The organism is Pseudoteredinibacter isoporae (assembly GCF_011602085.1).
Lineage (GTDB): Bacteria > Pseudomonadota > Gammaproteobacteria > Pseudomonadales > Cellvibrionaceae > Pseudoteredinibacter > Pseudoteredinibacter isoporae.
The window spans coordinates 227,972-240,658 of record NZ_JAAONY010000002.1 but is presented as its reverse complement, the minus strand read 5'-3'; the positions used below and the strand labels follow the sequence as shown (position 1 = coordinate 240,658).

Annotated in this window: 9 protein-coding genes; 4 read left to right on the top strand and 5 right to left on the bottom strand. The window is 48.6% G+C overall.

Features of this window, described 5'->3' with window-relative positions; all coding sequences use genetic code 11:
• Positions 1–40 precede the first annotated feature (40 nt).
• Both G8768_RS09665 and G8768_RS09660 read right to left on the bottom strand, forming a co-directional pair.
• On the bottom strand, positions 41–1,048 hold the full coding sequence (locus G8768_RS09665) for a GlxA family transcriptional regulator (protein ID WP_166844761.1): 1,008 nt from the start codon (positions 1,046–1,048) through the stop codon (positions 41–43).
• Positions 1,049–1,063: 15 nt separating this feature from the next.
• Positions 1,064–1,846: a TetR/AcrR family transcriptional regulator gene (locus G8768_RS09660; protein ID WP_166844763.1), complete on the bottom strand. Its 783-nt coding sequence runs from the start codon at positions 1,844–1,846 to the stop codon at positions 1,064–1,066.
• Between the two features lie 338 nt (positions 1,847–2,184).
• Between G8768_RS09660 and G8768_RS09655 the strand changes: the two genes are divergently transcribed.
• The 3 genes from G8768_RS09655 to G8768_RS09645 are packed head-to-tail and all read left to right on the top strand — an operon-like array spanning position 2,185 to position 5,597.
• Entirely contained in the window at positions 2,185–3,204 is a 1,020-nt protein-coding gene (locus G8768_RS09655; protein WP_166844765.1) for an NADP-dependent oxidoreductase, read from the top strand.
• A 43-nt stretch (positions 3,205–3,247) separates the two neighbouring features.
• Positions 3,248–4,453 carry an acyl-CoA dehydrogenase family protein gene (locus G8768_RS09650; protein WP_166844767.1) on the top strand — a complete coding sequence of 402 codons (1,206 nt, stop codon included), beginning with the start codon at positions 3,248–3,250 and terminating at the stop codon, positions 4,451–4,453.
• Positions 4,454–4,463: 10 nt separating this feature from the next.
• Entirely contained in the window at positions 4,464–5,597 is a 1,134-nt protein-coding gene (locus G8768_RS09645) for an acyl-CoA dehydrogenase family protein (protein WP_166844769.1), read from the top strand.
• 349 nt (positions 5,598–5,946) lie between these two features.
• Here the strand turns inward: G8768_RS09645 and G8768_RS09640 are convergent, their stop codons facing one another.
• From G8768_RS09640 to G8768_RS09630, 3 genes are all read right to left on the bottom strand, one after another.
• Positions 5,947–7,650, bottom strand: a complete 1,704-nt coding sequence (locus G8768_RS09640; protein ID WP_166844771.1) for a methyl-accepting chemotaxis protein — start codon at positions 7,648–7,650, stop codon at positions 5,947–5,949.
• Between the two features lie 342 nt (positions 7,651–7,992).
• Positions 7,993–8,466, bottom strand: coding sequence for a LabA-like NYN domain-containing protein (locus tag G8768_RS09635; protein ID WP_166844773.1), 474 nt, complete (start codon positions 8,464–8,466; stop codon positions 7,993–7,995).
• 54 nt (positions 8,467–8,520) lie between these two features.
• Complete coding sequence (locus G8768_RS09630; RefSeq protein WP_166844775.1) at positions 8,521–9,999, bottom strand: DEAD/DEAH box helicase; 1,479 nt, start codon at positions 9,997–9,999, stop codon at positions 8,521–8,523.
• 133 nt (positions 10,000–10,132) lie between these two features.
• On the opposite strand from G8768_RS09630, the gene G8768_RS09625 reads away from it, so the two are divergent.
• Positions 10,133–11,641 (top strand): CoA transferase, encoded by a 1,509-nt coding sequence (locus G8768_RS09625; RefSeq protein WP_166844777.1) that lies wholly within the window; start codon positions 10,133–10,135, stop codon positions 11,639–11,641.
• Positions 11,642–12,687: the final 1,046 nt, after the last annotated feature.

Below are 12,687 nucleotides of genomic sequence, written 5' to 3'. Positions count from 1 at the left end.
AGCCACAGTGTATTGGCAGTGACAAATTCCAGCAAAAGTTTTAACCGTCGGTACCTGAACGCTGTTGATTGTGGAAGCGCTGACGGTAGGCTCGCGGGGTCAATCCGGTTTTGCGCTGAAACAACCGGCTGAAAGAACTGAGATCGGTATAACCCACTTGCAGCATTACGCTTTCCACCGGCAAACCGCTGTTTTCCAGCATACGCTTCGCGGTATCGATGCGCAGATTTTGCAGATAACGATTGGGGGTTTCGTCCAGCACTTGTTTGAAACGACGAATCAACGTGCGGGTACTCACTGCAAGCTCGTCGGCCAACTGATTCAGCGAAAAACGCTCTTTCATATTTCGTTGTAACCAGGCCTGGGCTTTGCTGACCAGTGGATCATTGTGCTCGAGTTGATTTTCCAGTGTCAGGAAGGCGGTTTGTTCCACTTCATTTGTATTCAACAGGGTTGCCTTGGCGCATTGGTTGGCAATGCTCTTACCCATAAAGCGTTCGATCAAACGCAAGGTCATCAACTGTTCCGAGTTTGCAGCCGCGCCGGTCATCAGGCGTTGATGTTCAACGTAGAGCTGGCGAATGTTCAATTCAATATTGGGGTAGCGCTGGCGGAATTTTTTCTCCAGCCACCAGCTGGTCGTGGCAGTACCGCCGTTGAGCAAGCCGGTTTCAGCAATCACGAAACTGCTGGTGCAATGGCCCATAATGGTTTTGCCTTTGCCGTGCTGAATTCTCAGCCAGTCGACCAAAGGCGCCATTTGTTTCAACTTACGGGCAAAGAGCAGTTCGCCTTCATAAAACAGAGAGGGCACTACAATCACCTGACAATCTTCGGCCAGGCTGTAGTCTCCATCGACATTAAAGCTGAGTCCACCGATGGAGGTAACACCCTGGCCATCCGCTGACAGCACCTTGGTGGCGAATTGTCCTTCGGTATCCCCGTGTTGTTTGCGCCAGTAAGCATTGGCGATATGCAGGTTATCCTGCACTTTGGCGAGGCTTGATGTGTAGCAACCGTCGTAAGCAATCAGAGCAATATTTGGCATGGCTTTTTCTGCTGTCTATAGGTTATTTTTGCCAGAGTGGGCATTGTAACCACTCTGATCCCCGGTGTGTTGGTCATTATTGGCCAGTAATTTGTCCGTCAAGGACACTAAAAAATTCGCGTAATCGTCAGTGCTGGTATCGTTCTGTTTGTACTTCCAGGATTTCAAATACCAGTCCTGAATCAGGGCAAGCAGAGCGGATGCTGTGAGTTCGGTATTGTTGCACTGCATTTCTCCAGCATGGACACCTTCTTCAATTAACTCTTTCAGCTTGGCGGTATCCACCAGATCAAACTGTTTGGCCTGGTCCCGTTGCTGGCGAGCCATCGATTTGGACTCCATGTACACAAAGCGATACCAGGGGCGGAACAGGCTGCCCATATAGATGTAGATGCGCAAGCGTGTTGCCAAACGTTGACGCGGGCTGCCACTTTCCAGATTCAGGGAATAGGCCAGGGGCGCCAGGCGTTGGCTGAGAAAGTCGTTCACCATTTGGGCAAGCTTGTCTTTACTGCGGATGTAGTTGTACAGGCCGCCCATGCTGATGCCTGTGGTCTGACTGAGATCGCGCAGGCTCATAGCGTCAAAGCCGCCTTTGCTGGCAAGTTCAAAGGTGGCGTCAAAAATGGTTTTCAGGTTTTTGATGGCAGCGCTTTCACGCTTGACCTTGATGTCTTCACGAAAGGCGTCGAAAAATTCACCATAAACGGATTCACGACAGACGGGCAGACAGTGTTTAAAACTGCGAAAGCACTGCTCTTGGGGCCAGTGGGTCTGTGCGCTTGTGTCGCTCATCATCAATGCTTCTCTTCGTCTGCCGTTGCTGACTATCCGTCAGTGAGTGGCTTATTGTTGTTTTTATGGTTTCGGCTCAGTGCCAATTCTGTGCGATTGTTTTCATCCTTTGTCTCAATCTTTGGGCGTCCAAAAAGGACAGTTTCTGCGCCGTGGTTGCCGAAACTTGACCAAAGCTTTCACAAGCCTTGACTGAAACCTCGTGATCTAGGATAAATAGCGAACGCTCGCTCTTTTTTAAGAACCATAACCAATTTGCGCGGCTCTCGCAACGGTCAAAACCGTACAGCTGGTCACTGCAATTGCGAGTATCTTTCAACCAAATCACAACGAGGCTTAGCATGTCCACGCCCACAAATACCGCCATTACCCTCAAACAGCGCCCGAATGGCGAGGTTCGCGATGATGATTTCGAGATTAAACAAAGCTCATTGCCTGAACTGCAGGATGGGGAATTTCTTATTGAAAACAAATACTTATCGCTGGACCCCTACATGCGTCCTCGTATGAACGATATGCAAGGTTATATGGATCCGGTGGGTATTGGTGAAGTTATGGTCGGTGAAGCCGTGGGCGAGGTGATCGCCTCGAAAACTGACGCTTATCAGGTAGGGGATGTTGTGACCGCGTATACCGGTTGGCAAACTCACTATATCGCCAAGGCTGATGAACCGATGATTTACAAAGTCGATGCCAAAGGTCTGCCTCTGTCAGTATTCCTTGGCGCTGCTGGCATGCCAGGGCGTACCGGTTACTTCGGTCTGACCGAGGTGGGCAAGCCGAAAGAAGGGGAAACTCTGGTTGTTTCTGCCGCCTCAGGTGCCGTGGGCTCGCTGGTGGGGCAGGTTGCCAAATCCATGGGCTTGCGAGTGGTTGGTGTTGCCGGTGGTGAAGAGAAGTGTCGTTATGTCACTGATGAGCTGGGGTTTGATGCCTGCGTTGATTACAAAGCGGGTAATCTGGATGCCGACCTCGCGACGGCCTGCCCGAATGGTATCGACATTTATTTTGAAAATGTCGGTGGTGCGGTGACGCGTGCGGTCGCGAAACTGCTGAACAAGGGTTCCCGCGTTCCGGTTTGCGGTTATGTATCGGCTTACAACTCGGAAGACATCGCCAACGTTGAAACGCCGTTTCACGTATTTGGAGCTATGCCTGAGCCACCCGAGCACCGCTTCTTTTTGGTTACCGAGTGGCAAGAGCAACACGGCGAAGCAACGGCCCTATTGGCCGACAAAATCAAAGCGGGTGAGATTCAATATCGCGAGTCGGTGGCCGAGGGAATCGACAATGCCATCGACGCGTTCCGCGGTATGCTGAAGGGCAAAAACTTTGGTAAGCAGGTCGTTAAGCTGGCCTGATTTCGCAATAGCATTTATGACTTAGAAAAGCATGGAGTGAATCATGAATATTGACTTTACCCAGGAAGAACTGGACTTCCAGCAGGAAGTTCGCCAGTTCTTTGCTGAACACTATCCGAAAGATATTCAGGAAAAGATCAAGAACAATATCCATCCAACAAAAGACGACTTTATTCGTTGGCAGAAAATTTTAAACGAGAAAGGCTGGCTGGCAGAGAACTGGCCAGTGGAGTATGGCGGTACCGGTTGGACGCCGACGCAGAAATACATCGTTCAGCAGGAAAAAGCTCGTGCTCATGTTTTGGGAACGATTCCTTTTGGTGTCACGATGGTGGCGCCGGTTATTTATACCTACGGTAATGAAGAACAGAAGAAACGTTTCCTACCCGATATTCTGGAGTCCAATGTCTGGTGGTGTCAGGGGTATTCCGAGCCGGGTGCAGGTTCTGATCTGGCGGCGTTAAAAACCAGCGCTGTGCGCGATGGTGATGACTACATTATCAACGGCACTAAAACCTGGACAACCCTTGGTCACTGGGCAGAGTGGATGTTCTGTTTGGTACGCACCGATCCCGATGCGCCGAAAAAACAGCAGGGCATCAGTTTTATTCTGATCGATATGTCCAGTCCGGGCATTACTGTATCTCCGATTTTAACTCTGGACGAAGAACGGGAAGTGAACGAAGTGCATTTTGACAATGTACGTGTTCCGGCGGTAAACCTGATTGGTGAAGAGAACAAAGGTTGGACATACGCCAAACTTCTGCTGACCCATGAGCGTACCAGTATTGCTAATGTACAAAACTCCAAGGTTCGTCTGGAAAAAGTCAAAAGTCTTGCGAAAGAGACCCCGGCTCACGACGGCGAAGGTGTGCTGTGGGAAGACGAATTATTCCGTACCAAAGTGGCGAATGTTGAGCTGGATTTGACGGCTCTGGAATACACTGAGCTGCGCACTCTGGCGGCTGTGGCTTCCGGTGGTGCTCCGGGTCCAGAATCTTCGATTTTGAAGATTAAGGGTACTGAAGTGATGCAGGCGATCGATGAATTGTTTGTTGAGCTGGCCGGGTACCACGCTGTGCCATTTACCCAGACCCAGTACCACGATGGCTTCGATGGTGAACGCATTGGTGATTGGTTTGAAACCAATACCGGCCCGCATTACTTCAATAACCGTAAGCAATCGATTTTTGGTGGTACCAACGAAATCCAGAAAGGCATTATTTGTAAGGCCGTGTTGGGTCTGTAAGGAGAAGAATATGGACTTTTCATTAAGCGAAGAACAGCAGCTGTTGAAAGACAGCATCGAAAAATTCGTCACCAGCGATTATGACTTCGAGGCACGTCGCGAACTGATTAAATCGGATATTGGTTACAGCGCTCAACATTGGAGCATGTTTGCCGAGCTGGGTTGGCTTGGAATGGGCTTCAGTGAGGAAAACGGTGGTTATGGTGGTAGCGCGAGCGACATCATGGTGATTATGCAAGCCTTTGGTAAGGGCCTGGTGATCGAACCGTTTTTGGCAAACTGCATTCTTGCCGGTGGCGCGATTGCGGAGTTGGCATCAGCTCAACAGAAAGAAGCCTTGTTGGCCTCCATTATTGGTGGTGAGCAACAAATGGCGCTGGCTTTTGCCGAGAAACAGGCGCGTTATAACATTGCCAATTGCCTGAGCACGGCCGAGAAAAGTGATGGTGGCTACGTAGTAAATGGCTCAAAAATTGCCGTTTTGAACGGCGGTAATGCTGATACCCTTTTACTTGTAGCTCGTACCTCTGGAGGACAAAGCGACAAACAAGGTCTCTCTCTGTTCGCCGTACCGGCAGACAGCAACGGTTTGGAACGTAACAGCTACACTACCGTTGATGGCTTTACAGGCGCAGACATCAAACTGAGCAACGTGCAATTGACCGCTGACGCCTTGATTGGAGAAGAGGGTGCAGCCTTTGCTGGACTGGAGGCGGTAATGGATCGAGCGCGCATTGCCGTGTGCGCAGAAGCTTTGGGCAACATGGAAACTCTGTTGACGAAAACGGTTGAATACACCAAAACCCGTAAACAATTTGGTTTTACACTGTCTTTCTTCCAGGCTTTGCAACACCGCATGGCCGATATGTTTGTTGAATGTCAGCAGGCCCAGTCCATGTTGTTAATGGCGGCCATGAAGTTTGATGCACGTGCTGAAGACGCAAGCACCGCCGTATCAGCAGCCAAAGCACGCATTGGTCAGGCGGCGAAGCTGGTAGGCCAGGAAGCTGTGCAGTTACATGGTGGAATGGGTGTTACTGATGAGTTGGATGTCGGCCACTACTTTAAGCGCCTGACAATTATTGATGCGTTGTTTGGTAATACGGACTATCACCTCAAGCGTTATACAGCCGCGATGGGATAATCGCTTATTACAAGAAAAAATAACGGGGCCTTGGCCCCGTTATCCGTTTTCTTAAAAGTGTTTAAGTGAAGGCACTTACTTTCCCATTCGATCAGGCATCCTTGTCGCACATCCATCCTTCGCTCATCCGTGTGTCTGCCGTCTGACATCCCTGATGCGGTCCCTTGCTTGCATCATCCCTCATTACATCCGTGTAACCGTTCTTTGCGTAGTCCTTGCAAGAATCCTGATTCATCCCTGTTGCACTCCTTTGCGCATCCGTGCTGCTCCCTGCGCAAACCACTCCGTATAAGTACCTTCACGTAAACACTCTGGGTTTTCATTTCCTCTTCAGTTCATTGACTGGATTTTATACCTTGAATCGACTGATCAGCTGGCTGGCTTGTTCGGTCAGCGCCTGAGTTTTATGGCTGTTTTGTGTGGTCTTTTCAGAGCCGGCCGAAGTGTTCGCGACTTGTTGCTGAATGTGATCTACCGAGTTTTGTACCGATAAAATGGTTTCGCTCTGTTCATCGCTGGCTTTTGCAATTGCCTGGTTTTTAGTGCTGATTTCGCTGATTGCCGAAGTAATTCTCTCAAGGGACTGGCCTGCGCTGTTGGCGTTTTCAGCAGAAGCGATTGCCTGTTCAGCACTTTGTGTCATAGAGCCAACGGCTTTTTGAGCGCCATGCTGAAGCTTTTCAATCATGTTCTGAATTTCCTGGGTCGAATCCTGGGTTCGCTGCGCAAGTTGGCGAACTTCATCGGCGACAACCGCAAACCCCTTGCCTTGTTCTCCTGCGCGTGCTGATTCAATGGCCGCATTGAGCGCAAGCAAATTGGTTTGATCAGCTATGCCTCGAATGACATCAATAACCGAACCGATGTCATTGGTATTGGAAGCCAGTTCCGAAACCACATCGGCCGCAGAACGAATGTTCTGGGAGAGCAATTGGATATCATCGATAGAGCCGTTTACCACGGTAATGGCTTGTTGGGCTTCTTTATTGGATTCCTGCGCATCGGCGGCGGCCGATTGGGCATCACTGGCAATGCTCTTTACGGTCGGCACCAGATTATCGATATCCGTATGCAGTTTGTTTAACATTTTCTGTTGCTGTTGGACCGCCTGGTCGGTGTCTTGGGCAGTGCTGCTGAGCTGTTCGGATGAATGGCCGATATTTCCGAAGGTGTTGTGGAGTTCCTGAACCAGACTCTGAATATGATTGGCAAAGGCATTAAAGGCTTTTGCCAGGTCGCTGATTTCGCTTTCACCATGGTGACTTAAACGCTGGGTCAAGTCGCCGTCACCCTCGCTGATGTCCGACATAGCCTCAGCGGCCTTTTTTAATGGATTCAGAATGGATTGCATGGTGAAGTAAAGAATCACCGCAACAATTGCCCATATGGCAAAACTGAAGGCGCTGGAAATGTTTCTCCATAGATGAGCTTCGGCTTTGCTTTCTTCAAGTGTGTTCGCAGTTCGGCGGTCCAGCGCGCTAAAAAACTCACTGACCGGTGCCATGATCTTGTCAACTTCGCTGTGGTAGTTGTCGTCAAATAATATGCGACTGGCAAAGGCTTGTACGGTTTCACCTTCATCGGCCTGGAACGGGCCTTCAGCTATCAGGCCTTGTTCAATCGATTCCATGGCCTGGGTTTCTGTGGCGATCAAATCATTGGAAAACTGGCCTGCTCTGGCTAATAGATCCAGCTCCTGAATTGTAAACCCCAGGGATTTCATGAGCTCAGTCTGGACGATGGTTTCGCCAGGTTTCAGTTCCTTGTGAACATAGTCAGGTCTGGGGATCTTACCGGAGCGCCAGTCGACGATTTCCCAGTAGGCGTCTTTATAGCGTTCATCACCGGTAACGACATAGCTTCTGCCCAAGCGAGTCAGATCTTGAGAGGTTTGACGAAACTCATCCGCCAATTGAAAAGAGAGGTAGCGCAGTTGAGCTTCTTCAGCGAGTTGCAGCTCCTTGTTCTCCGCGAACTTCAAGGCAAAGAGGTTTAGCAACAAAATGAGCATGGCCAGAATCGACAAAATGCTGAGTTTTACCCGAATAGACATAACAAGTCCGTTTGTTTTTTAGCCAACTGTGATAATAAGTATCGGGTTACAGGAAAGAATGTTTAGTCAACAAAGGCAATATTTGTCGTTTAAGTCGCTTATCTCACTAGAAATAGGGGAGTGCTTTTGTGAAATTCTATAAGAGCATGGTTGTGTGATAGCTGCAGTATTGGAAGAACCTGTTGAATTTGATATGGCTTGCGCCATTTTGTTTCTTATTAGTTATATCTCGCTGCTTATCTCTGGGGGAATAATCTCTACACACCTGTAGAAACGGATTATCTGTTGTTGTTAATCAGATTCGTAACCGAGGTTTACAAGATTGAGACTTGCGGTGGAAGGCTATAGCAATAAGTTTTCATCGATTCCAAAGAATTCGCTGGCGGAATCGATCAAACTGTCAGCGGTGAGAGCCGGAACACCATAGACATCAGCTTTTACGTGATGCTTACGTTTAATTTTTTCGAGCAGTAAATCAAAATCCCCATCACCTGAAAGCAAGATGACACGATCAACTTGCTCCGCAGCCTCCAAGACGTCAATGGTAATTCCGACATCCCAGTCACCTTTGGAAGATCCATCCGCGCGACTGATAAATGGCTTGAGCTTTACAGTAAACCCAATGTGTTTGAGAGCGTTTTGGAATTTAAGCTGTCCATCATCCCCACGATGTGTAGCGTAAGCATTGGCTTGTACAATATCACTGTCCGCGCTGATGATCTGCCAGAAGCGACGATAATTAAATTGCCGCTGATAGGCCTGACGACAGGTGTAGTAGATGTTTTGAACATCGACAAAAATTGCACTTTTCATCATTCCTACACCTTGGGGACTGTTGGAAGCTCACCAGCCTTAAGTCTGGTTCGAGTTTCAGGAAGGCTGCTTCCTGGCTTGAGTATTTCGATTGCCAGTATTGGCGTTGCGAGATTTATTGCCGTTGTTTGAATTCCTGGACTTATTTGCCGGGCGCTTGGATTTTGCCCATGGGCTGTTTTTGCTTTCCCCGTTTTTTGAGCCGCTTTGCTTTCTGGCGGCTGGACGTTTCGACGCAGAGCTCTTTTTGCCTTCGTTTTTCTTGTCGCCCGGGGTACTATGGCTTTGCGGTTTTTTCTTCGCCGGTTTGCTTTGATCTGAAGCATCGGGCTTTGCTGCTTTGGGCTTTTTAGGCTTCTTGGCTTTTACCGGTTTATTGCTCAAGCGCGTTTCGGGTAACTCATTGCTGGGTTCAAAACCTTCCTGAGTTTTTCGGGGTAGCAACTTTTTAATCAGATTTTCGATGTCGTTGAGCAATTTAATTTCATCGGAACAGACCAAGGATATCGCCTGACCGGTGGCTCCAGCTCGGCCAGTACGACCAATGCGGTGTACATAATCTTCCGCGACATTGGGCAGATCAAAATTCACCACTTGGGGCAGCTGCTCAATGTCCAGGCCGCGGGCGGCGATGTCCGTTGCAACCAGAGCGCGAATACGTCCGCTTTTAAAATCGGCCAGAGCTTTCGTGCGGGCACCCTGACTTTTATTACCATGAATCGCTGCGCTGCTGATACCGCGTGCAGTCAGCTGTTTGCATAAACGATTGGCGCCGTGTTTAGTGCGCGAAAAAACCAGCACCTGCTGCCAGTCATTGTCACTGATTAGCTTGCTCAGCAATTTGGATTTCTGGTTTTTATCAACTGGATAAATCCACTGCTCAACGGTATTGGCCGTGCTGTTTGCCGGCGTGACAGAAATTTCGACGGGGTTGTAAACCAACCCTTTAGCAAGAGAGCGAATATCATCAGAGAAGGTGGCCGAAAACAGCAGGTTTTGGCGCTTCTTCGGAAGCAGTTTCAGAATGCGCTTGATGTCGTGAATAAAGCCCATGTCCAACATGCGATCGGCTTCATCCAACACCAGCACTTCAAGCTGATCAAAGGCAACGGCATTTTGATTATATAAATCCAGTAATCGCCCTGGGGTGGCGACAAGAATATCCGCACCTTTACGCAGCTTTTGCATTTGTGGGTTGATTTTTACACCACCGTAGACCACCGTAGAACGCAGAGGCAGCTCGCTGCCGTAAGTCGCCACGCTGTCACCAACCTGGGCTGCGAGCTCGCGGGTGGGCGTTAGGACCAGTGCGCGTGCCTGATTGCTCCGGGCGCTTTGACCGTCTTTAAGGCGTTCCAGCAAGGGCAGGGTGAAGCCAGCGGTTTTTCCGGTTCCGGTTTGGGCAGCCGCCATCACATCGCGGCCTTCTAATATAGCGGGAATGGACTGTGCCTGAATCGGAGAGGGCTCACTGTAGCCCTGTTTGGCGACAGCACTTAAAATCGGGGCACTTAAGCCCAACTGGTCAAAACTCATATAAGGTGAAACTCAATCATTGGTGCCAAATTTGGCAAGCGCGCAGCTTACAGCAAATGAAAGGATGCGACTACGAATAAATTGCCCGAAATCCAGTCGTAAAGCCTATAAAAGAAGGGGAAAGGGAGAGATCATGCCGGTTTTCAGTAAAAGTCGCGGAGGCGGCGGAAAAAACAACCCGGAATGCAGCCAATACGCTAGTTTTCAGGCTCTTGAACGTCTATGGCAGCAATTTGGATTGGAGCCTGATCGCTTACAACAACTCAAGCTGGGCAACGATTCAGCCTTGTTGAACAGCTCATTCAAGGTAAGCAGTGCTGCGCAGGCGAGTATTTCTGCTTGCGCGCTTATGGCTGAAGAGCTGTATTTTCGACGAATACAGGACGGCGCTTATCATTCTCAGGATGAGCGACAGTCGGTCCATGTTCCACTTAATGCGGCTGAGGCGGAATGCACCGCTCTGTTTACCGTTGATGGAGAGACGCCCGAATCCTGGGCCAAGTATTCCGGGGTGTATGCCTGTCGTGATGGCTATATTCGAGTCCATGCCAACTTTGATCACCACCGGGATGCCTTTCTGAGAATGATTCGGTGTAAAGAAGGTGAGGAGCTTTCCAGGGAATATGTGGCACAACGCGTTCTGGAATATTCAGCTTCCGAGTTGGAAGACCGTGCTGTCGAAGCGGGAGCCATCATCGCTCGAATGCGTAGCCCGGAAGAGTGGAAGGCGCATCCCCAAGCCAGGGCGATGAATGAGCAGCCCGTTCTTGAGATCGAAAAAATTAATGATTGTAATCCGATTCCTTTGCCTGCTTTGGAGACAGCTTCCAATACAAGGCCTCTAGATAATATCCGAGTTCTGGATCTTACCCGAATACTGGCCGGGCCCGTATGCACTCGGTCGCTGGCGGCCTACGGCGCGAAAGTACTGACGGTTAACAGCCCGAATCTTCCGAATATTGAGCATATTATTGATACCGGCCGCGGGAAACGTTCATGCCATCTGGATTTTTATCAAGACCACGATCGAAAAGCACTGGCGGGCTTGATCAACGATGCGGATATCTTTGTTCAAAGCTATCGTCCCGGAAGCCTGGCCAAGTTGGGATTAGATGCGGAAACCTTGAGCGAGATGAGGCCTGGATTGATCTACAGCGAACTCTCAGCTTTTGGTCACCTGGGACCCTGGGCAAATAAAAGAGGTTTCGACTCAATAGTGCAGACCGCAAGCGGATTCAATTCTGCGGAAGCTCAGGCGTATGCTGATATCCAGAACGCAAACGGGCAGGATAAAGGCATTCAACTTGTGCCCAAGGCATTTCCCATACAGATCCTGGATTTCGCGACAGGCTTTTTAATGGCCTTCGGAAGTCAGCTGGCCCTATTAAAACGAGCAGAGGAGGGGGGCAGTTGGCGAGTCCGTTGTTCCCTTTTGCAGACCGCCAACTGGCTGCAAGGATTTGGAAGGCAGTTGCCCTTAGCGAATGCGCCTGAGTTTGACACTTCCGCCTGGCTAAAACCGTTCCCCTCAGAATATGGAGAGCTGATGGCGATGCCCCATGCCGCTCAGTTTTCGGATATTCCTGTGATGTTCAAGCAAGCGTCTGTGAAACCTGGTAGAAACAATCCTGAATGGTGGTAAGGGCTCAGAAGCAGGAAGTCTCATCAAGGTCATGGTTTTAATTTCTGGAAAAGTCAAGGAAGCGTGGCGTCAAAGTATGTAAAAGTAAGTAACTCATGCGTAGTGTTACCTTCAGTCTAGCGGTCATTATTTATGGTTGTGTGATCAACTGAGCGTGCAATGTTAAAATCTGGTCATCGAGCCTTAAACAAGGCTAAAAGGGAGTGGGCACAATAGCGATGTATATCTGGAAATTTGATAGCTGTGTTGAAGATGATCAAATAGCTGAATATTCCCGTGATGAAAGTCCTGATAGATTTTTATTTCGGGAAGGAAAGAGATTTGATAGTGATCTAGGAGTTCCTAAGTTTGAATTTGAGAGGTCATCGGCAGAGTTAAGTAAGCTTGACTCAGTCCCTAATACAGCCATGGTACCCTTGGTGTCGTCTAAGTTTGCTATTGCACTTAGGTCGAATTATCCAAAATTTTTGGGAATTGATTAATGCGGAAGTAACATGCAGTGATGTTGTTTCGCATAATTTCTATTTAGTCAATGTTATAGCCGTAGGAAGCGCAATTGATTTATCTTTATCAGACTATAATGCAATTCCTGGCACTACAGTCCCCTTTAGCTTTAATACAATGGTTTTAAGGAAAAATCCTGACAACCTAGATGTTTATAGGGATATAAGCAGCATGGGGGTTGTTTTTGCTTCCAATCGTTTTAGAGAGTTTTGTGTTAATTTGGGTTTTGACTGTGGAATGTTCTCTGCTCCCTAGAGAGGGTATGCGTGTGAGTTCCAGAACAACCAAAATTCTGAGCATATAGGCTTTAGTGGGAAGAGATTAAAAATTATTTAGAAAAATATAAAGGTAATTCAAGTGATTACCGTAATATAGATTCCGCTGAGTCAGTATTAATGCTTTGATGATCACTGGGAAGGCGCGTCTATGTTTCGAAAATATTCAAATATGTAGGTCTGAAGTTGGTGAGTAAAGTAAAAATAAGCCTGCTACAGATAAAGGTAGATAGGGGTGATATTTCTTCGCAATTTATACTCATTATT